The sequence below is a fragment of the Thalassococcus sp. S3 genome (assembly GCF_004216475.1).
In the GTDB taxonomy this organism is placed as follows: Bacteria; Pseudomonadota; Alphaproteobacteria; order Rhodobacterales; family Rhodobacteraceae.
The window spans coordinates 20,802-41,170 of sequence record NZ_CP022304.1 but is presented as its reverse complement, the minus strand read 5'-3'; the positions used below and the strand labels follow the sequence as shown (position 1 = coordinate 41,170).

Here is a 20,369-nt window from a genome sequence, read left to right as displayed (position 1 = left end):
TTCACTCCCCCGGTACCATCTGCGCGGCAGGTGACCGCGCGGTTTCCATGATCCGCAGCGCCAAAAGCGCTGCGGCAACGAACAGGGCAGCCTCGGCCAGGAACACCGCGCCGAACGCGGCCGTATCACTGGCCATTTGCACCCGCATAATATCGACGGCAGCCGCACCGGTCAGACCGCCAAACCCGGCGGCCATCGCCTGCGCGGCGCCCCAAAGGCCCATCCGCGTGCCTTCGCGCCGGCCCCTGCCCTCTCCGGCCAGCGCCATCATCGACCCAATGGCCGCGACCGCGAACATGCCGTTAAAGACGCCCAACATCGCCACCGCCGGCACCAGCGGCGCGCCAGGGCCCAGCGGCCCCAGGGCCGAGATCACGCCCAGCATCGCAGCCGAGCCGAGGCATCCGCCGATCACCCAGGCCCGCAGCGACCCGATCCGCAGACCGGTCGCGGCAATACCGACGATCACCATGCCGATAAAGACACCGCCATTCTGCGCGCCCGAAAGGGACGTCGACTGACCCGGCGTGAAGTCGAAGACGAGGCCCGCATAGGGCTCCAGAATAAGCTCCTGCATGAAGTAGGCGGTCATCGACAGGAACACGAAAAGGGTGAAGTTGCGCGCCTTGCGCTCGGCCCAGACCTCTTTCAAACCTTCCATGAAGGGCATCGGATCGGGCTCCGCCTGCGCGTCCACCCGCGCCTCCACGCCCCAGACGGCGAGCGTGGTCAGAACCACCGCCCCGCCCGTGACCACCGCCACGATCCGCAAAAGCAGCCCGTGCGAATAGGGATCGAGCTGCGCACCCACGACCCCGGCGGTGATCGCGATCCCCGCGATCATCATCAGCCAGGTGATCGTCGCCGCTGCCGCCCGCCGCCTCGGATGGGTCGCCGTGGCCAGAAGCGCCAGCAGGGAGGTGCCGGACGCACCCACACCCAGCCCGATCAGCGCATAGGCGACGACCGACACGGCCATGCCCATGGCAAAGCTCTGCTCCAGCACCGTCACACCAAACGCCGCAAGCATCCCACCCGCCGCCAGCGCCGCCATCCCGCCGATGATCCAGCGGGTCCGGTTGCCCTGCGTGTCCGACCGGAACCCCCAATTGGGGCGCGTGATCTGGATGCCGTAATGTAGCGCCACCAGCAGGCCGGGCAGCACGGCGGGCAAAGCCAGTTCGACCACCATCAGCCGGTTCAGCGTCGAGGTCGTCAGAACCACGATTGAGCCCAGACACATCTGGATCAACCCCAGCCTGACAATGGCAAGCCAACTGAGCGTTCGCATCAGAACGCTCCCAGATTACGCAGCGCAAAGGCGCTGATCATCATGCCGCTTACGTAGAACAGAACGCCCGTGCCGTTATACCAGGGCGCCTTGCCCTTGGGGTCCTTGAACATCACCGTCATCGCCCAGAATTGCAGCGCCAGCATCGTCGTGACCCCCGCCGCATGCAGCGGCTTGCCCCAGAGGAAGAGCAGGATCAGCACCACCAGTTGTGGGATCGTCATCGTGATACAGGCCACCTGCGCCGCACGGCGTGGTCCCAGCACCACGGGCAGAGAATTCACGCCCATCTGGCGATCCCCCTCCAGCGCCTTGAAATCATTGAGCGTCATGATCCCGTGCGCGCCCAGTCCGTAAAGCAGGGCCACGATCACAATCTCTGCGCTCGGCGCACCTGCGCTCAGCACGGCAGCGCCCGTGAACCACGGCAGCGTCTCGTAGCTGAGACCGACCAGTCCCGGCCCGCTCCAGCCCGAACGCTTCAGGCGCACAGGCTCCGCCGAATAGGCCCAGGCCGCCAGCACGCCCAGAACGGTGGCGCCAAAGCCCCATGGCCCAAGCTGCCAGCCCACGAACAGCGACAGGGCCGACATCGCCAGGGCGATCCACAGCCCCCAACGGCCCGGAATGCGCCCCGACGGGATCGGCCGGTCAGGCTCGTTAATCGCATCCACATGGCGGTCGCACCAGTCATTGGCCGCCTGGCTCATCCCGCAGACGATGGGACCGGCCAGCAGCACGCCGAGGATCACCAGAAACAGGTTCTCCATCGGCGACACGCCGGACGAGATCACACCGCAAAGATAGGCCCACATCGGTGGAAACCATGTGATCGGCTTGATCAGTCTCAGCATTGCCGCTGGCTCGGGATAGCGGCGCTCTCGTATCGTTCCGGTGACACTCATGTGTAAACTATGGCTGACACATTGAGTCGGTGCAAGCGAAACCCCTCCCCCTGCGGCAGCCTGCCCGGTCTGCAGGTTTTCGGGTTTGGACAAATCCCCCCTGGCCCTCGAGGAGGCCTCGCGAATCCGGGCGAGATATACAGATGGCAAGGGAACCGGAATGCAGACCGGCGGATCGACGGCCCGGTCATCATCAAGGCTTGCATCCCTTCAGCCTAATAGTATACCCCCCTACGGTATATTTAGGAGCATGCCATGTCCCATCTCAGCCGCGATAACTCCAAGCTGATCGCGCGCCTTCGCCGGATCAAGGGGCAGGTGGAGGGGGTCGAGCGCGCGCTGGAGGCCGAGGCCGATTGCACCGAAGTGCTCCGCCAGATCGCCTCCATCCGCGGCGCCATGAATGGATTGACCAACGAAGTTCTCCAGGAACATCTGCACAACCACGTGGTGAACGCAGCCACGGATGCGGCCCGTGTCCAGGGCGCCGAAGAGATGATCGCGATTCTGCGGTCTTACCTCAAATGACGGGCCAGACCACATCGAACAAGCCAACGACGGGCGACGAAACCGCGTCGGCGCTGACGCACGACCATGTCTTTCTTGGCACGAACGAGAAACGGAACGAGCGTAAAGTCTGGTTAGTCATCTTGCTGACCGCAACCATGATGGTTGTCGAGATTACGGCCGGCCACTGGTTCGGCTCCATGGCGTTGATCGCCGATGGCTGGCATATGTCGACCCATGCGGGCGCCATGCTGATTGCGGTCCTGGCCTATCGCTATGCCCGCAAGAACGCCAGCAACCGCAAGTTCAGTTTCGGCACCGGCAAGGTCGGGGATCTGGCCGGCTTTGCAAGCGCCGTGGTCCTGGTGCTGATTGCGCTCCTGATCGGCTGGGAAAGCCTGCTGCGGCTGGTGGAGCCTGTCGATATCAGCTTCGAACAGGCGATCATGGTGGCTGTCATCGGGCTGATCGTCAATCTGGTGAGCGCCTGGCTCCTCCGCGACGACCACCATCATCACCATCATGGCCACGATCACGGACACCACCATCACCACGAGCATGGTCAGGACAACAATCTGCGCGCCGCCTACCTGCATGTTCTGGCCGATGCCCTGACATCGGTCCTGGCCATCATCGCCCTCCTCGTCGGGCGCGGGTACGGCTGGTACTGGGCAGATCCCTTGATGGGCATTGTCGGTGCCATCGTGATCTCGCGCTGGTCATGGGGCCTGATCCGCGACACCGGAGGCGTCCTGCTGGATCGCGTTCCCGACAGCGGCGAGATCGAAGGCAGGATACGCGGTGTCATCGAAACAGACACCGACACCATCACCGACCTGCATATCTGGCAAATCGGTCCGGGCCACGTCTCGGTCATCGCGTCGATTGCCTCGGAAACCCCGAAAGCCGTGTCGGATTACAAGGACATGCTGAGGCAGATTGATCACGTGTCGCACATCACCGTCGAAGTACACAGGCTCGGTCGGACCGCTTAAGTCTCGCAACATGTCGGATCGACCGTCCGGAAAATCGCACAATTCGAAACGCTCTGCCAAACTGCGAACACCGCGATAGAATCTCGCGGCGCATCTCTGCTATCACACCGGCATGACAATCTATCTCAATTCCGCTGGACATGGCCTGCCGTCGGACGCCGCACTCCGCCGGATGATCAGTCATCTTGAGCTTGAACAGACCATAGGCGCGACCGCCGCGTTCGAGAGGGCAGCGGAGGAGCTGTCGCGCATCCACAAAGATGCCGCCACCCTGATTGGTGCGCGCCCCGAGGATACGCGGTTTTCCACCACCACGACCGCCACGTGGTTCGGCCTTGCGGCCAGTCTGCCGCTGGCAGGCAAGCGCATCCTCGTCGCACCCCATGAATGGGGCGACAACATTCGGCTTATCAGCCCCCTGGCCACCCAATGCGGCGCCCGGATCGAGGTGCTGCCGCCTCTCGACCTGACCGCACCCGATCTAAGCACATGGGCCGCGCGGATCGACGACGATGTCGCCGCCATCTTCACGCCCATGGTCACCAGCGTTCAGGGCCTGCTTTATCCGGTGGAGGCCATCGGCGCGCTACCCCGGCCCGAGAGCTGTTTTTACATGATCGATGCGGCACAGGCCCTTGGTCAGGTCCCAATCGACGTCACGGCAATCGGCTGCGACGCGCTGGTCGCAACGTGCCGCAAATGGCTGCGTGCCCCGCGCAACACGGCTCTCTTCTGGGTGAACCCGGCCAAGCAGACCCTCTTCCATCGCGGCAATCTGGGACCCTTCGAGGCCAATGTCGCGCTCCGGCTCGGTCTGGGCACCGCTCTGGCCGATGCGCTGAAACCGGGCGTGGCGCGGATCCGGTCCCATCTGATCTCGCTGCGCGATGAGGCCCGCGTGATCATCGCCGATGCGGGCTTTGACCGGATCGCAGGCCCCGACCCGATGACCGGGGCGCTTTGCCTTGCCATCCCCAAGGCGCGCGCCGATGGGTTGATTGGGTCTCTTGCCGCACATGACATCGTCACGAAGACACCCAACCCGCAGCAGGACGAACCCTTCGCCCCCGCCCTACCGGCAGAGACCATGCCGTTGCGCCTGTCGCTAAACCTCTACAACACAGCCGACGATCTGGCATGTCTGGCGCGCGCCGTCCGGGCCGCCGAGTGATGAAGAAGCGCAGCTCTCTCGCGGTTGATCCCAGACGTGGCGGATAATGGATCGGCTGTCAGGACGGCAGCGCACGTCGCGCCAGAACGCCCACACGCTCCCGGATCTCGGGCCGCACCGCACCGGATCTCGGCTGATCCGCCAGCGTGGTAAAAAGATGCTCCCCCGGATCCCGCCTCCTCCGGTTGCCGCGAAATTCTAGCGCTCTGAGCACGTCTTCTGCATCTTTGGGCAAGCGCTCCGGCACGTCCCGACCGCTCAGCACGCCCCAGACCCCCGTCCAGAGCCGCCCGACCGTCCATGGATTGTATCCGCCCCCGCCCAGAACCAGCAGCCGGGGCGCCAGACCCATCAGGGATCGCACAACCTCCCAATGCGCCTGGTTGGAAAGCGCCAGATGCGCCAGCGGGTCTTCCTCCACCCCGTCCGCCCCGCATTGCAGAACGATGGCATCGGGCCGGAACCGGTCAATTACAGGCAGGATCAGAGCGTTCAGGACAAACGACATTTCGCTGTCATTGAAGCCACGCGGCACCGGCAGGTTCAGCGCCGATCCGCCCGCATCCTCCTCCAGCAGCCCGGTCTTGGGCCACAGGTTTTCCTCGTGGATCGAGATCATCAGGCAGTCGGGGTCGCCGGCAAAACCCACCTCCACGCCATCCGGGTGATGCGCGTCGATATCGAGGTAGAGCAGCCGCCGTACCCGGTGATGCCTGAGGCTCAGCATCGCCAGAACCGGATCGTTGAGATAACAAAAGCCGTTTGCCCGCCCCGGCATTCCATGATGTGTCCCGCCTGCCGGGTGATAGACGATGCCCCCCTCCGCCAGCAGCTCGCCTGCCAGCATCGACCCGCCCGCCGCTGTGGCCGGCCTGCGAAAAATCTCCGGGAAAACCGGGTTGGACACCGTTCCGATATGAAACCGCGCCCGGTCCTCCGCACCAGCCTCCTGCGCCTCTTCCGCCCGTTGAAGCGCCGCGACATAATCCGGATCGTGCCAGGATATCAAAGCCTTGGGCTTGGCGCGCGGAGACAGCACATATTGCGCATCCGGCAACCACCCCAGCGCGCGGCTCAGATCCATCACGGTCGATACACGCGGCACCCGCAAGGGATGCCACCCGCCGTAACTTGAATGACGGTAAATCTCCGATCCGATGAACAGGGGCTGGTCCAGCATAGCGGCCAAGCTAAGGCCGTCGCGCGCGCAAACAACCCTATGGACCGCCGCCTTGCCCGCCCCTAACGTGCGCGGAGAATGCTGCGATATACGCTCAAACGCCTGCTCTCTCTGATCATCAGCCTGGCCGTCGCCAGCCTGATCATCTTCTTTGTGATCGAGGTGGCACCGGGCGATCCGGCTTCCTTCATGCTCGGGGTCAACGCGCAGCCCGAAACGCTCGCGGCCCTGCGGGCCGAGCTTGGCCTCGACGTGCCCAAATGGCAGCGATATCTCGACTGGGTGGGCGGTATGCTCACGGGCGATTTCGGCACCTCCTACACCTACCGGACCCCGGTGGCAGAGATGGTGGCCGACCGTCTCTGGGTCTCCCTGCCTCTGGCGCTCTATGCCCTGACGCTCTCCACACTCATCGCCTTTCCCGCCGGCATTTACGCCGCGTCCCGGCGGGGACAGGCCGGCGATGTCACCGTGATGGGCGCCACCCAACTGGGCGTCGCGATCCCGAATTTCTGGTTCGCGATGATGCTGGTGCTGGTCTTCGCCATCAACCTGCGCTGGTTCAGCGCGGGTGGCTTTCCCGGTTGGGATCAGGGTCTCTGGACCGGCCTGCATGCCCTGACCCTGCCCGCCATCGCGCTGGCTCTCCCCCAAGCCGCGATCCTCGCCCGCGTGATGCGCTCGTCGCTCCTCGATATCCTGGGTGAGGATTTCATGCGCACCGCCCGGGCCAAGGGCCTTTCCCGCCGCCAGGCCCTCTGGCGACACGGCGTGCGCAACGCGCTGATCCCCGTCCTGACCATCATCGGTCTTCAATTCTCCTTCCTGCTCGCCGGTGCCATCATTATCGAACAGGTTTTCTACCTGCCCGGCCTTGGCCGTCTGATCTTCCAATCGATCAGCTCCCGCGATCTGATCGTTGTGGAATCGGTCGTCATGCTCCTCGTCTTCGCCGTGATCCTCGTGAACTTCCTCGTCGATCTCGCCTATGCGGCCGTCGACCCGCGGCTGAGGTCCCGGACATGACGCGCAACCTGATCCTCGGCGCGCTCCTCACAGCCATTTTCGTGGCCGCCGCCCTCCTGTCGTTCCTCTGGACGCCCTTCGATCACGCGTCGATGAACATCCCCGCCCGCCTGCAGACACCGAACGGCACGCATCTTCTGGGCACCGATCACTTCGGACGTGACATGCTGTCGATGATCATGGTGGGCGCGCGGACCTCCATCGCCGTGGCCCTCGTGGCCGTCGGTATCGGCATCATTCTAGGCGTGCCCCTCGGCCTTGCGGCAGCCGCCCGCAGCGGCGGATGGCTCGATGAGATCATCATGCGCGGCAACGACCTAATCTTTGCCTTCCCGTCACTGGTCATTGCCATCCTGATCACCGCTGTCTTCGGCCCCAGTGCCGTGAACGCGATTATCGCCATCGGCATCTTCAACATCCCCGTCTTCGCCCGCATCACCCGCGGTGCAGCACTCAGCCTCTGGCAACGCGAATTCATCCTCGCCGCGCGTGTCGCCGGAAAATCCGCCACCCGCATCAGTGCCGAGCATATCCTGCCCAACGTCACCAACCTGTTGATCGTACAAGGCACAATCCAGTTCTCCCTCGGCATCCTCGCCGAGGCGGCGCTGTCTTACGTGGGCCTCGGCGCGCAGCCGCCCACGCCCAGCTGGGGCCGCATGCTGGCCGATGCCCAGACGATGGTCAGCCTCGCGCCGCATCTCGCCCTCATCCCCGGATGCGCAATCATCCTGACCGTGCTGGGGCTGAACCTGATGGGAGACGGCCTGCGCGACTGGCTCGACCCAAAGCTCAGGGTGGCGCGGACATGACGGTGTCACAACAAGGCGAAGCGCCGCGCCAAACCGAGCTACTCTCCATCCAGAACCTGTCCCTCACGATCCACGCCACCCCCATACTCAAGGACATCTCTCTGAAGATCGCACCCGGTGAGATCGTCGCCGTCACCGGCGAAAGCGGCTCCGGCAAGTCCATGACCGCCCTCGCCGTGATGCAACTCCTGCCGCAGGGCGCGCGGAGCCACGGTCAAATCACCCTCGACGGCACCGACATCCTGAAGGCCACCGAACCGCAGATGTGTGCCATCCGCGGCAATGACGTGGGCATGATCTTCCAGGAGCCCATGACCGCCCTGAACCCCGTCCAGACCATCGGCGATCAGGTGGCCGAGACGATCCTCACCCACGCAGCGATGCCGCCCGCAAGGGCGAAAGAGCGGACCCGTGAGGTCCTCACCCGCGTCGGCCTGCCCGAAGACCGATTCCCCCTCACCCGCTACCCGCATGAGCTCAGCGGCGGCCAGCGTCAGCGCGTCGTCATCGCCATGGCCATCGCGCTTCGCCCTAAACTCCTCATCGCCGATGAACCCACGACCGCGCTCGACGTCACCACCCAGGCCCAGATCCTCGCGCTCCTCAAACAGCTGGTCAAAGAAGACGGCATGGGCCTCCTGATGATCACCCATGACCTCGCCGTCGTGGCCGACATGGCCGACCGCATCACCGTCATGCGTCTGGGCGAAGTGGTGGAGGCCGACCCCACACAGCACCTCCTCCGGCACATGCAGCATCCCTATACGAAAATGCTGTTCGAAGCCTCCGACCACCCCGTCACCCTGCCCCCACGCCCAGCACCCGCGCCATTCCTCGAAGTCACCGATGTCTGCCGTGACTACCGCCTGCCCCGCACCCGCCTCTTTGCACCCCAACGCCACTTCCGCGCCGTCAACAACGTCAGCTTCACACTCGAACGCGGCGAACGCCTTGGTCTCGTAGGCGAATCGGGCTGCGGCAAGTCCACCCTCACCCGCGCCATCCTCGGGCTTGAAGAGGTGCAATCCGGCGACATCCGCCTCGCGGGCGAACCGGTCTTCTCCGGCCACCAGCCCAACCTTGCCGTGCGGCGCAAGATGCAGGTGGTCTTCCAGGATCCCTTCGGCAGTTTCAATCCCCGCCACCGCGTCGACCGGCTGATCACCGAACCCTTCCATTTGCTTCACGACCGTCCCCGCGGGGACGCGCTGCAACAGGCCATCGCCGAGGCCCTGACCGCCGTCGGCCTCTCCCCCGACGACGCCACCAAATACATCCACCAATTCTCCGGCGGGCAGCGCCAGCGGATCGCCATCGCCCGCGCCCTGATCATCCGCCCCGAGCTGATCCTCTTTGACGAGGCCGTCAGCGCGCTCGACGTCTCCGTCCGCGCCCAGATCCTCGATCTGATGGCCCGCCTCTGTGGCGAATATCAGCTCAGCTACCTCTTCATCAGCCACGACCTCAGCGTCGTGCGTCGTGTCACCGACCGCGTTCTGGTCATGAAAGCCGGGGAGATCGTCGAACAGGGCCCCACCGAAGAGGTCTTCACCTCGCCCGCACATCCCTATACGCAAAGCCTGATCGCCGCCGCACCGCGGCTGCCGCAATTGGGGGCCGCATGACCGTCCGTATCCTGCCAACACCCGAAGCCGACAGGGCCTGGCTTCACAGCCTGATGGTCCCCTATTTCGCCGAGCTGGTGCCCCACCTGCCCGCTCCCGGACCCGACTACAACGACGACGTGTGGACGGACGCAGGTCGCCATGCGCTGACCCTGCTCAATGGCGCCATCCCGATGGGATTTGCCCTGGTGCGGGACGAACCTTCCGGACGGCGGGAACTGGCGGAATTCTACATCACCCCCGATCATCGCCGGCAAGGCCTCGGGGTGCAGGCCGTCGATCTTACCCTGCGCCACTTTCCCGGCTCCTGGATCCTGGGTGTGGCCGCCGGCTCCGCCTCGGCCGCGCCGTTCTGGGACCATTGCCTTCCATCTCTGCCCTCCGTCCGGCAGCTGCGGAAGGGTCCCCCTCTGACGCCGTACCAATCCCACAGTTTCACGTTCCGCGTCAGCCCCTGACCTGCCCGCCGAAAAGTCCTCTGACCCGATGGTCGCGGATCGACCTGCCCTTGCTTCCACCCACGCAATGCAGTTTGGTGCCCAGGGGCAAAGAGGCATGACAGGCGGCCACATCAGCGGCCGCATGCCGCGCCCCGCTCGCTCGCTCGCTCGAAGACAACATCAAGATCGCAGGCCCCTTATGTCCTTGCCCCTCTGGTTCGACCCATCGCTCTGTCTTGTCGGTTCGGACTGGCGCCCTCCTGCCTCCGGCCAGACGCTTGATCTGATCAATCCGTCCGATGGCAGCAAGCTGGCGCAAATCGCCCGGGGCGGCGCCCAGGACATCGACGCCGCAATCGCCGCTGCGCATACTGCGCGGGCGGGCGCATGGGGGCGCATGACCGCGGCAGAACGGGGGCGGATCCTCATGCGCATCGGAACGCTCGTCACCGCGCGGGCCGATGATCTGGCCCTGATCGAGGCTTTGGATGTCGGCAAACCGCTCAGCCAGGCGCGCGCCGACGCCTTGGCCCTTGCCCGCTATATGGAATTCTACGGGGGCGCCGCCGACAAGGTGATGGGAGAGACCATTCCCTATCTCGACGGCTATACCGTCTATACTCTGCGGGAGCCGCATGGCGTAACCGGCCATATCGTTCCCTGGAACTATCCGATGCAGATCATCGGCCGCTCCGTCGGCGCGGCTCTGGCGATGGGAAATGCCTGCGTCCTGAAACCCGCCGAAGAGGCTTGCCTGACCGCCCTCGCCTTCGCGCATCTTGCGCTGGAGGCCGGTCTGCCCGCCGGCGCCTTGAACGTGGTGCCCGGTCTGGGGGCCGAGGCCGGGGCGGCCCTCAGCGGCCATGCCGGAATACACCACATCTCCTTCACCGGCTCCGTTGCGACCGGCGCCCTTGTCCAGCAGGCCGCGGGGCGTAATGTCGTGCCCGTCACTTTGGAATTGGGTGGCAAATCCCCCCAGCTTGTCTTTGACGATGCCGATCTCGACGCCGCACTGCCCTTCCTGGTCAGTGCCGGGATCCAGAATGCCGGTCAGACCTGCTCCGCCTCCTCCCGAATTCTGGTCCAAAAAGGGGTCTATGACGCCGTTCAGAGCCGCATGGCCGAGGCCTATGCCGCGCTGACCGTCGGCCCGGCGACCGAGGATCTGCGGGTCGGCCCCCTCATCTCGACCCGTCAGAAAGACATCGTGTCCGGCTTCCTTGCCAAGGGCCGTGACCTTCCCATCGCCGCCCAGGGCGTTCTGCACGCCGACGCGCCCGAAGCGGGCGCCTATATCCGTCCCACGCTCTTTTCCGATGTCCCGCCCGACCACACCCTTGCACGGGATGAGATCTTCGGCCCCGTTCAGGTCCTGATCCCCTTCACCGACGAGGCCGAAGCGCTGCGCATCGCCAACAGCACCGATTACGGTCTCGTCGCCTCGATCTGGACCCGGGACGGAGCGCGCCAGATGCGGCTGGCCAGAGCCTTGCATGCCGGGCAGGTTTTTGTGAACAATTACGGTGCGGGCGGCGGCGTGGAACTGCCCTTCGGCGGGGTCGGCAAATCCGGCCATGGTCGTGAGAAAGGCTTCGAGGCCCTTTACGGCTTTTCTCAACTCAAGACCGTGGCCAGCTTTCACGGCTAGCGCACCGGGCGCAGGCTCCGTTATGCTGGCCGCCCTCAACGCGCAGATAGACGACAATCTCGTCAAACCCCCTTGCCCCTCCGCCATCAATCCCGTTCTCTGCCATCAAGGGAGGGACGCTGATGAGACTTGCCGACAAAACCGCCATCGTGACCGGAGGCGCCTCGGGCTTCGGCGCTGGCATCGTGCGCAAATTCGCCGCCGAAGGCGCGCGTGTCATGATCGCCGACATCAATGCCGAAGGGGCCGCCGGCTTTGCCGCCGAGATCGGCAGCCCTGCCGTGGCGCAGAGCGTGGACGTATCCGACAAAGCCTCGGTCACAGCGATGATCGATACGGCAATCGAGACGTTCGGCCATGTCGATATCATGGTCAACAATGCGGGCGTCACCCACATGCCCGCCCCGCTCGAAGACATAACGGACGAGGATTTCGACCGCGTTTTTCAGGTCAACATGAAATCCGTTTACCTCACCGCCCGCGCTCTGGTGCCCCATATGAAAGCGCGGGGCGCGGGCACATTTCTCAACATCGCCTCGACCGCCGGTGTCTCACCCCGGCCCCGGCTCAACTGGTACAACGCCTCCAAAGGGTGGATGATCACCGCCACCCGCACCATGGCGGTGGAGCTCGCCCCCGACGGCATCCGGGTGAACGCACTGAACCCGGTGGCGGGCGAAACCCCTCTTTTGAAAAGCTTCATGGGCGAGGACACGCCAGAGACCCGCGCCAAGTTCCTCTCCACCATTCCGCTGGGCCGCTTCTCCCAGCCCGAAGACCTCGGCAACGCCGCCTGTTTCCTCTGCTCGGACGAGGCCAGCATGCTCACCGGCGTCTGCATGGAAGTCGACGGGGGCCGCTGCATATGAGCCACGTGAACCTCGCCGAAAAGCTGGCCCAGATCCGCACCCATTGGGACCCGCATGTGGTCGCTGATTACAACGACAATGACGTGATGGTGGTGAAGTTTCAGGGCGAATTCCCCTATTACAGCCATGCCGAGACGGATGACTTCTTCCTCGTCCTCAAGGGCGAGATGGTGATGGATATCGACGGCGCGGCCCCCCAGACCATCCGCGCCGGAGAGATCTATGTCGTGCCCAAAGGCGTCACCCACCGCCCCCGCGCCAAGGCCGAATGCGAGGTCCTGCTGATCGAACCCAAGGGCGAGCCCAATACCGGTGATCCAGAGACCGCCGCGCCCAAGCCAAGGCTCTGATGGGGCCTTCTTCTCGAAAAAATACGGAAAAGTCCCACAGACGCCATGCAGCCCGGCCCCCGCAACCTGATCACCGACGTCTCCGGCCTGCATGTCGGCAACGCGCAGGACGACACCCTGAAATCCGGCGTCACCGTGCTGACCGCCGACGCGCCCTTCACCGCCTCCGTCCACGTGATGGGCGGCGCGCCCGGCACGCGGGAAACGGACCTGCTCGCCCCCGACAAATCGGTGGCCAGGATTGACGCACTGACCCTCGCGGGCGGGTCGGCTTACGGCCTCGACGCCTGCTCCGGCGTGGTCGATGGCCTGCGCGCGGCGGGGCGCGGTCATCCGGTCGGCCCAGCCATCATCCCGCTGGTGCCCGGTGCGATCATCTTCGATCTGCTCAACGGAGGGCAGAAAGACTGGACCCGGAACCCCTACCCCGCCCTGGGCCGTGCCGCCTTCGACGCTGCCGGGTCCGACTTCGCCCTCGGGACGGCCGGTGCAGGGACCGGCGCGCTCACCGCGATGACCAAGGGCGGGCTCGGTTCCGCCTCGCTCATCCTGCCCGATGGCACCACCGTCGGTGCCCTCGTCGCGGCCAACCCGATGGGCAGCGTGACAACCCCCGGAGACCGCCATTTCTACGCCGCCCCGTTCGAGATCGACGGCGAATTTGGCGGCCTTGGCCCCGATCCCGCGACAGGGCTGGGCCGTGATCTCGAAAGCCGCAAGCTCGCCAGCATGCTGGGCGAGATGGAGCGCGCCAACACCACCATCGCCATCGTGGCCACCGATGCGGACCTGACCAAGGCACAATGCCAGCGCATGGCCATCGCCGCCCATGACGGCATCGCCCGGGCCACCGTCCCGGCCCACAGCCCCGGTGACGGCGATCTGGTCTTTGCCCTCTCCACCGGCGCCCGTCCCCCCGCCGACGCCGAACGCGGTCTCACCGTCATCGGCCACGCCGCCGCCCTTTGCCTCTCCCGTGCCATTGCCCGCGCGATCTACCTCGCCCGGCCCGCGCCCGGGGACATCCTTCCGACATGGAGCGATCTGAATGCCTGACCTGCCGCTAGACGACATCTCTCTGCACTACGAAACAGATGGCGATGGCCCGCCGCTCCTCCTGCTCGCCGGGATGCTCTCCGACAGTGCAAGCTGGGGGCCTCTGGTTTCGTTGCTGGCCAAAGATCACCACGTCATCCGCCCCGACAACCGCACCACCGGGCGCACGACCCCATGGGATGCACCCGTCAGCGTCGAGCAGATGGCGCAGGACGCGCTGGCGCTTCTGGATCACCTGCAGATCGACAAGACCCATGTCACCGGCCACTCCATGGGTGGGCTGATGGCGATGGAGATTGCAGGCCTCGCCCCAGACCGCATCGCCTCGCTGACCATCCTCGCGTCGGCCCCCGTGCGCATCCCCCGCACCATCGCCGTCTTCGACATGATCCACGAGGTGCGCGCCGCACCCGAAGGCGAAACCCTCTGGCTCAAGGCGCTCTATCCTTGGGTCTTCCGCCCAGATTTCTTCGCCGATCCGCAAAACACCGAAATCGCCCTGCAGGCCGCCCTCGCCTATCCCCACGCGCAATCGCTTCAGGCCATGGCCCACCAGATCGAGGCGCTCAAGACGTTCAAACCCCAGACCCGTCCGGCTGACATCCCCTGCCCCACGCAAATCGTCTTTGCCGAACATGACCTTCTGATCCCCGAAGCCGAAGGCCGCGCTGCCTTCTCGGCCATCCCCAACGTCACGCAACACGTGATCGAGGATGCCGGCCACTCGATCCACTGGGACGCCCCTCAACCGGTCGCAAACAGAATACGCGCCTTCACGGACGCGCATCCCTTGTCTTCTTTGGGTTAAAAATATCCTCGCCCACTGCCCGTCAGGGTCCGTTTACGGACCCGAGAGGGAAGGCAATCGCGCGCAGCGCGATCCGTCAAGCGCGCAACGGCACGACCCGCGCCTCACGCCCCAACGCCTGCAACGCCCGGGCCGAGATATCCTGCGCCGTCAGACCCGCCGCCGCATACATATCCGCCGGGCTCGCCTGGTCTATGAACCGGTCCGGCAGATGCATGTTGCGCACCGCACAGGCGCCATCCAGCAGCCCCTCCGCCGCCATCGCCTGCAGCACAAAGGCGCCAAAGCCGCCCATCGCACCCTGCTCCACCGTCACCAGCGCGGCGTGATGCCCGGCCAGTTGCCGGATCAACTCCATGTCGAGCGGCTTGGCAAAGCGTGCATCCGCGATGGTCACCGACACGCCTTCGGCCTCCAGCAGCGCCGCCGCCGCCTCGCATTCGCCCAGATGGGCGCCGAAGGACAAAAGCGCGACATCGGTGCCTTCCCGCACCACGCGACCCTTGCCGATCTCCAGCACCTCCGGCTGCTCCGGCATCGCAACACCCGTTCCGTTGCCGCGCGGATAGCGGAAGGCAATCGGACCTTCTCCGTACTCCGCCGCCGTGCGCACCATGTGGCACAGCTCCGCCTCATCGGCAGCAGCCATCACCACCATGCCCGGCAGCGCACCCATATAGCCAACGTCGAACGACCCCGCATGGGTGGCACCATCGGCCCCCACCAGCCCCGCCCGGTCGATGGCAAATCGCACCGGCAGACCCTGAAGCGCCACATCGTGCACCACCTGGTCATAGCCACGTTGCAGGAAAGTCGAGTAAATCGCACAGAAGGGTTTCAGCCCCGACGCCGCCATGCCCGCCGCAAAGGTCACGCCATGCTGTTCCGCGATGCCCACGTCAAAGACCCGTGCCGGGAAGCGGTCGGCCATGATGTTCACGCCCGTGCCCGACGGCATCGCCGCCGTCACCGCCACGATGCTCGGATCGCGCGCGGCCTCCTTGGTCAGCTGCTCCCCGAACACCTTGGTGTAGGCGGGCGCGCTGGCCTTGGCTTTCGCCTGCACGCCGCTTTCCACGTCGAACTTGGCCACGCCGTGATATTTGTCCGCCGACCCTTCGGCGGGCGCGTATCCCTTGCCCTTCACCGTGCAGCAATGGATCACGACCGGCCCGCTCGCCCGTGTCCGCGCGGCGCGCAGGACGGTCAGAAGCTGGGTCATGTCATGGCCGTCGATGGGCCCGATATAGTCGAAGCCCAACTCTTCAAAGAACGTGCCTTCGCCCTGCAGCCCCGTCACCATCTGCCGTGCGCGCTGCGCGCCAAGGCGGACCGGCTCCGGCAGCATCTTCTCCATATCCTTGGCCACCGCGTCCAGCATCGGCAGCGGCCCCATCTGCGAGATGCGGCTGAGATAGGTGCTCATCGCACCCACCGGCGGGGCGATGCTCATCTCGTTATCGTTCAGGATCACGAACATCCGCCGCCCCTCGGCGCCCGCATTGTTGAGCGCCTCATAGGCCATGCCCGCACTGATCGAGCCATCTCCGATCACCGCGATTGCATCCCCCGTGGGCTGGCCCATATCGCGGCCCACGGTGAACCCAAGCGCCGCAGAGATGGAGGTCGAGGAATGCGCTGCCCCGAACGGGTCATATTCGCTTTCACTGCGTTTGGTGAACCCGCTCAACCCGTCTTTCTGGCGCAGGGTGCGGATGCGGTCGCGACGGCCCGTGAGGATCTTGTGCGGATAGCATTGGTGGCCCACATCCCAGACCAGCTTGTCCATCGGCGTGTTAAAGACCGCGTGGATCGCCACCGTCATCTCGACCACACCGAGGGAGGAGCCCAGATGTCCGCCCGTTTCGGACACCGCTGAAATCACCTCGGATCGCAACTCATCCGCCAGCGCCTTCAATTCCCGGTCGCTTAGCGCCTTGAGGTCGGCGGGGCCGGCGACACGGTCCAGGGTCGGTGTCTGCGGATGGGTCATGTCTCTTTCTCCTCCCGAGAAAAAATTGGCGCCGCACTTGAAGGTGAGCTTCAGGTACGGCGCCAGTCTCCTGTAGCCAACAGGAAGGGAACCGGGGTGTTACACCCCGTGCCCGGACCCAGGAAGCCGCGGGTCCGCGCCTGGCAAAGGGGGGCGGCGCCGGATGGCACCGCCCGGCCCTTATTCGTATTCCGGCGGGTCGCTGGACGCGAGTTCCGGCCAATCCGCGATCATGTTGGTGCCCTGCAATGGCTGCTGATAGCCCTTGTGGCAGGTCGCACATGCGGCCTTGGGCGCGTCGGCATAAACAGGGCCCAGGCGTTCCGGCGGATAGGTGTCCTTGAGTGGGATCAGGTATTCGTTGTTCATCTCGATCACCATCTGGCGACCCAGCTGCGCGGTGGCCCATTGGGGCGTATGCTCGGATCCGTCATAGAACGCGCGGCTGTTGTGGCAGAAGACACAATTCACACCCAGCGAGTTCGAGAAGTAATTCATCAGCGAATAGGTCATCTCGGTCTTCTGGATCGTATGCACATCCTCCGTCAGCCCCGGCACACCGGCCACGCGGCTTTCCAGATCATGCACGTTCACCATGCTGTCGGGATCGGTCAGATACACCTCGATCGCATTCGACGGCAGCGAGGTCGACTGGCTGAGGCTGGTGGCACGGTTCTGCACCGCGGCCCAACCTTCTGCCGCCTCGTTCACCGGCGAGATGCGGAACCAGATCTCCGACGGCACATTCTCGCCCCGGTGGCAGGTATAGCAGTTTACGCCCACCTCCTTGTTGGCGTTCACATGCCCATCCCAGTTCTCGTTGATGTTCTGGGTCATCTGGATCATGCGTCGGCTGACAACCTTGGTGTAGAGGTTGTCCTGACCATAATCCTCAAGATCAAGATCGCCGTGACAATAGGCGCAGCCCTGTTCGGGGCTGACCCATTGGGTCATCGCGTTCATCAGACGGTTAAAGTTGTCCTCCGTCAGATCGCCCAGCACCTGCACGTTGTCATAAATGTCGCGTGCGAGCGGCTCGCCACCTTCCGGCAGATACGGCTCTTCGGTGTAATAGGCCTCGATCGTGGGATCCGGTGTGTCGAGATCCGAAGTGAATTCCGGCACCGACATCCCCGTTCCGCGCGGACCGGTCTGCAGGCTGTCCGTGGCGAAGGGTTGCCCCCAGCTCACGATCAGCGCCGCCGCGAACACCGCCGCCCCCACCGTGCCGACCACGATGGCCGGCCCGTAGATATCCGTGGGGTTCTCACGGTTCCAGTCGTCAAACCACTTGGGCAGCATGGCTCAGCCCTCCTGTCCGATAAAGGCTTCGTAGCTGCGATAGTCTTCGTAGCCGTAGGAGCCGTCATAGATCGGCGCGAAATTGTGTTCCTGCGCCCAGATGAACCAGTTGTCGACCACCGTGCCGGTCAGCAGAATGCCGATCCCTCCGGTGATCGGGGTCAGCACCGCAAACCACCAGGCCCAGCGGTGAATGCCCTCCATCGTGGCGTTAAAGCCCATGGTCCACCGCCAGAAGAGAGCCGCGCGTTCTGAGGCCGTGCCGCGATCCACGATCTGCTCTAGCTCCCGGTCGCCGCCATAGCGGGTCACGGCCAGGATCGTGGCACCATGCATCGCAAAGAGCAGGACAGAGCCATAAAGGAACACGATGCTCAGGCAGTGGAACGGGTTGTAGTAAAGGTTGCCGTAGCGGATCGAAAACGCCGTGGTCCAGTCGAGGTGCGGGAAGATACCGTATGGCACGGCCTCCGACCACGATCCCATCAGGACCGGGCGGAAAAGACCGAGCACCAGGAAGAGCCAGATGGCGCTGCCGAACGCCCAGAAGACATGCTTGCCCATCTTGTGCTCGGCGGCCAGCAGATAGGAGCGCAGCCACCAGGTCATCACGCTGACCAGCAGGAAGAAGCTGGAGATGATGTACCACCCGCCATCATTCAGCGGCGGCATCGACAGGCCGTATTCCGGGCTGGGCGGCTCAAGCGCCAGCCAGAACAGCTGCCGGATGAATTCGGGGAAATCCCAGCCCACCTGCGCCAGCATGTTCAGGCCCACGATGTTGAACCAGATGAGGCCGCAGGCCAGAGAGATCATGCCCGTCCAGCCCAGATAGAAGGGGCCAAGCTGGGCGTTGCCGAAAAGCCCGAAGAGTTTGGAGAAACCGGGCTTGCCGATCCGCTCCGCGGTCATGGTGCCGTTGTCGTCCATGCCCCATTCGGGCGTTCCCTGGACCTGCACCTGCGTGAAAATGTTCTGATATTCAGCCATGATTACAGTCCCACATTCGAGCCCCAGATCGGCAGCTCAAGCCACCAGTTCCACCATTCGGGCCAGCCCTTGGTCCAGACCGGGCCGCTGATGATGATGCAGATCGCACTCCAGAACCCGGCATTCAGCGCCAGGAGAAGGCCCACGCGGTGAATGCCCAGGGTGCCCACCGAATAGCCGATGAAATCGCGAAAGAACGTGTCCTCGTGATCGGGCGTCTTCATCTCTTCCCCCTCTTCGGGGTTCGCCGCCGACAGGATCAGCGCGCCGTGCAGCGCCAGCGCCAGTGTGGTGGTAAAGAAGAAGGTCACCGCCAGCATATGCGCCGGGTTGTAGTGGAAGTGCAGATAGGCGTAGCCCGTGTTGCTCACCCAATCGAGGTGGCTGAAGATGCCGTAGGGAAATCCATGCCCCCATGCCCCCATGAGCAGCGGGCGAAAGACGACCAATGTCACATAGGCAAAGATCGCAACCCCGAAGGCGAAGGGAACGTGATATCCCATGCCCAGCTTTCGGCAAATCTCCACCTCGCGCAGCGCCCAACTGACGAAGGCGCCCACCGCGCAGAAGGTGATGATCTGCCACAGACCGCCTTCCATCAGCGGCGCCATGCCCAGACCGTAGCTGAGGTCAGGCGGGGCGATGTTGATCAACCATGGGTTAAACGTGCCCTGCTGGCTCGCGCCCCAGAAAATCAAAACCGTGCCCAACAGGGCAAAAAAGGCAGTCGTGACCCCGAAGAACCCCACATAGAAGGGCCCCACCCAGAAGTCGAACAGATCACCGCCGATCAGCGTCCCTCCGCGGACGCGATACTTTCTCTCGAAGCTGAGCAACGCCATCTTCTCTGATCTCCGCGTTTGGCGGCCCGTCCGTCATGGTCCGAAAGCCGTCGTTATTTTTGGTTTGTTGCGGGCGACCCGGTTCAAGCAGCGCGTGCCGCCCGCAACGTTGTCTGTCACTTCACAGGGCTGATCCGGGGGGATCAGCCGCCAGCCGCCTTTTGGGCCGCCAGTTCAAACCAGTTGAAGTGGTCCGTGCTCAGCAGGACGAGGTGAATCATCGCTGCCAGCAGGAAAAGGAAAACGCCCTGTGCGACAAACACACGGCGGGGATCGAAAACGAGCCAAATCTTATAGAATTTCTGCATGTCTCAATCCCTCCTCAGAACCACGGACGCCAGATGAACGTTGCCAAATGAGCGACGATAGCCACGGCCGAAAACAGCCAGAGCCCGCTCATGTAGACAGAGTGCAATTCCTGCGCCTGTTCGTCGGTAAGACCTGTGAAGGACAGGTCGGAGTTATCAGCCATAAACTTTCCTTTCGAAAACCTAAGCTGACGCCGCGCTCCCCGCGGCCGGGTCCTTTAGGGCTTGCGCCCCTCCGGGCTCTGCCC

General features: G+C 64.3%; 21 protein-coding genes. 12 read left to right on the top strand and 9 right to left on the bottom strand.

Annotated features, from left to right (window positions below; translation table 11 throughout):
* Position 1: 1 nt before the first annotated feature.
* Positions 2–1,291 carry a BCD family MFS transporter gene (locus CFI11_RS23540; protein ID WP_130410167.1) on the bottom strand — a complete coding sequence of 430 codons (1,290 nt, stop codon included), beginning with the start codon at positions 1,289–1,291 and terminating at the stop codon, positions 2–4.
* On the bottom strand, positions 1,291–2,196 hold the full coding sequence (gene chlG, locus CFI11_RS23535) for a chlorophyll synthase ChlG (RefSeq protein WP_130410166.1): 906 nt from the start codon (positions 2,194–2,196) through the stop codon (positions 1,291–1,293). The genes CFI11_RS23540 and chlG overlap by 1 nt, the downstream gene beginning before the upstream one ends.
* A 255-nt stretch (positions 2,197–2,451) precedes the next feature.
* On the opposite strand from chlG, the gene CFI11_RS23530 reads away from it, so the two are divergent.
* From CFI11_RS23530 to CFI11_RS23520, 3 genes are all read left to right on the top strand, one after another.
* Complete coding sequence (locus CFI11_RS23530; protein WP_130410165.1) at positions 2,452–2,724, top strand: metal/formaldehyde-sensitive transcriptional repressor; 273 nt, start codon at positions 2,452–2,454, stop codon at positions 2,722–2,724.
* Complete coding sequence (gene dmeF, locus CFI11_RS23525; RefSeq protein ID WP_130410164.1) at positions 2,721–3,698, top strand: CDF family Co(II)/Ni(II) efflux transporter DmeF; 978 nt, start codon at positions 2,721–2,723, stop codon at positions 3,696–3,698. Before CFI11_RS23530 ends, dmeF begins: the two co-directional genes overlap by 4 nt.
* 112 nt (positions 3,699–3,810) lie before the next feature.
* Positions 3,811–4,869, top strand: coding sequence for an aminotransferase class V-fold PLP-dependent enzyme (locus CFI11_RS23520; protein WP_130410163.1), 1,059 nt, complete (start codon positions 3,811–3,813; stop codon positions 4,867–4,869).
* A gap of 58 nt (positions 4,870–4,927) precedes the next feature.
* Here CFI11_RS23520 and CFI11_RS23515 read toward each other — a convergent pair whose 3' ends face one another.
* On the bottom strand, positions 4,928–6,049 hold the full coding sequence (locus CFI11_RS23515) for an acetoin utilization protein AcuC (RefSeq protein WP_130410162.1): 1,122 nt from the start codon (positions 6,047–6,049) through the stop codon (positions 4,928–4,930).
* A gap of 78 nt (positions 6,050–6,127) precedes the next feature.
* Between CFI11_RS23515 and CFI11_RS23510 the strand changes: the two genes are divergently transcribed.
* From CFI11_RS23510 to CFI11_RS23470, 9 genes are all read left to right on the top strand, one after another.
* Positions 6,128–7,075, top strand: coding sequence for an ABC transporter permease (locus tag CFI11_RS23510; protein WP_130410161.1), 948 nt, complete (start codon positions 6,128–6,130; stop codon positions 7,073–7,075).
* Complete coding sequence (locus tag CFI11_RS23505; RefSeq protein ID WP_130410160.1) at positions 7,072–7,887, top strand: ABC transporter permease; 816 nt, start codon at positions 7,072–7,074, stop codon at positions 7,885–7,887. Before CFI11_RS23510 ends, CFI11_RS23505 begins: the two co-directional genes overlap by 4 nt.
* On the top strand, positions 7,884–9,512 hold the full coding sequence (locus CFI11_RS23500; protein ID WP_130410159.1) for an ABC transporter ATP-binding protein: 1,629 nt from the start codon (positions 7,884–7,886) through the stop codon (positions 9,510–9,512). The genes CFI11_RS23505 and CFI11_RS23500 overlap by 4 nt, the downstream gene beginning before the upstream one ends.
* Positions 9,509–9,970, top strand: a complete 462-nt coding sequence (locus tag CFI11_RS23495; protein WP_130410158.1) for a GNAT family N-acetyltransferase — start codon at positions 9,509–9,511, stop codon at positions 9,968–9,970. The genes CFI11_RS23500 and CFI11_RS23495 overlap by 4 nt, the downstream gene beginning before the upstream one ends.
* Positions 9,971–10,151: 181 nt before the next feature.
* Positions 10,152–11,603, top strand: coding sequence for an aldehyde dehydrogenase family protein (locus CFI11_RS23490; RefSeq protein ID WP_130410157.1), 1,452 nt, complete (start codon positions 10,152–10,154; stop codon positions 11,601–11,603).
* A gap of 122 nt (positions 11,604–11,725) precedes the next feature.
* Positions 11,726–12,472: an SDR family oxidoreductase gene (locus CFI11_RS23485; RefSeq protein ID WP_130410156.1), complete on the top strand. Its 747-nt coding sequence runs from the start codon at positions 11,726–11,728 to the stop codon at positions 12,470–12,472.
* On the top strand, positions 12,469–12,822 hold the full coding sequence (locus CFI11_RS23480; RefSeq protein WP_130410155.1) for a cupin domain-containing protein: 354 nt from the start codon (positions 12,469–12,471) through the stop codon (positions 12,820–12,822). The genes CFI11_RS23485 and CFI11_RS23480 overlap by 4 nt, the downstream gene beginning before the upstream one ends.
* A 45-nt stretch (positions 12,823–12,867) precedes the next feature.
* On the top strand, positions 12,868–13,878 hold the full coding sequence (locus CFI11_RS23475; protein ID WP_130410154.1) for a P1 family peptidase: 1,011 nt from the start codon (positions 12,868–12,870) through the stop codon (positions 13,876–13,878).
* Positions 13,871–14,686, top strand: coding sequence for an alpha/beta fold hydrolase (locus CFI11_RS23470; protein ID WP_130410153.1), 816 nt, complete (start codon positions 13,871–13,873; stop codon positions 14,684–14,686). The genes CFI11_RS23475 and CFI11_RS23470 overlap by 8 nt, the downstream gene beginning before the upstream one ends.
* A gap of 76 nt (positions 14,687–14,762) precedes the next feature.
* On the opposite strand, the gene dxs is transcribed toward CFI11_RS23470, so the two are convergent.
* The 6 genes from dxs to pufB form a co-directional block, all read right to left on the bottom strand.
* On the bottom strand, positions 14,763–16,679 hold the full coding sequence (gene dxs, locus CFI11_RS23465; protein WP_130410152.1) for a 1-deoxy-D-xylulose-5-phosphate synthase: 1,917 nt from the start codon (positions 16,677–16,679) through the stop codon (positions 14,763–14,765).
* A gap of 180 nt (positions 16,680–16,859) precedes the next feature.
* The gene (gene pufC, locus CFI11_RS23460) at positions 16,860–17,981 is read right to left on the bottom strand and encodes a photosynthetic reaction center cytochrome PufC (RefSeq protein WP_130410151.1); all 1,122 of its coding nucleotides are present in this window, start codon (positions 17,979–17,981) and stop codon (positions 16,860–16,862) included.
* Positions 17,982–17,984: 3 nt separating this feature from the next.
* Complete coding sequence (gene pufM, locus CFI11_RS23455) at positions 17,985–18,971, bottom strand: photosynthetic reaction center subunit M (RefSeq protein WP_130410150.1); 987 nt, start codon at positions 18,969–18,971, stop codon at positions 17,985–17,987.
* A 2-nt stretch (positions 18,972–18,973) separates the two neighbouring features.
* A complete protein-coding gene (gene pufL / locus CFI11_RS23450; RefSeq protein ID WP_130410149.1) occupies positions 18,974–19,813 on the bottom strand; it encodes a photosynthetic reaction center subunit L in 840 nt (279 codons plus the stop codon).
* A gap of 143 nt (positions 19,814–19,956) precedes the next feature.
* Positions 19,957–20,121 (bottom strand): light-harvesting antenna LH1, alpha subunit, encoded by a 165-nt coding sequence (gene pufA, locus CFI11_RS23445; RefSeq protein WP_130410148.1) that lies wholly within the window; start codon positions 20,119–20,121, stop codon positions 19,957–19,959.
* Between the two features lie 14 nt (positions 20,122–20,135).
* A complete protein-coding gene (gene pufB / locus CFI11_RS23440; protein WP_050930465.1) occupies positions 20,136–20,285 on the bottom strand; it encodes a light-harvesting antenna LH1, beta subunit in 150 nt (49 codons plus the stop codon).
* Between the last annotated feature and the right edge of the window lie 84 nt (positions 20,286–20,369).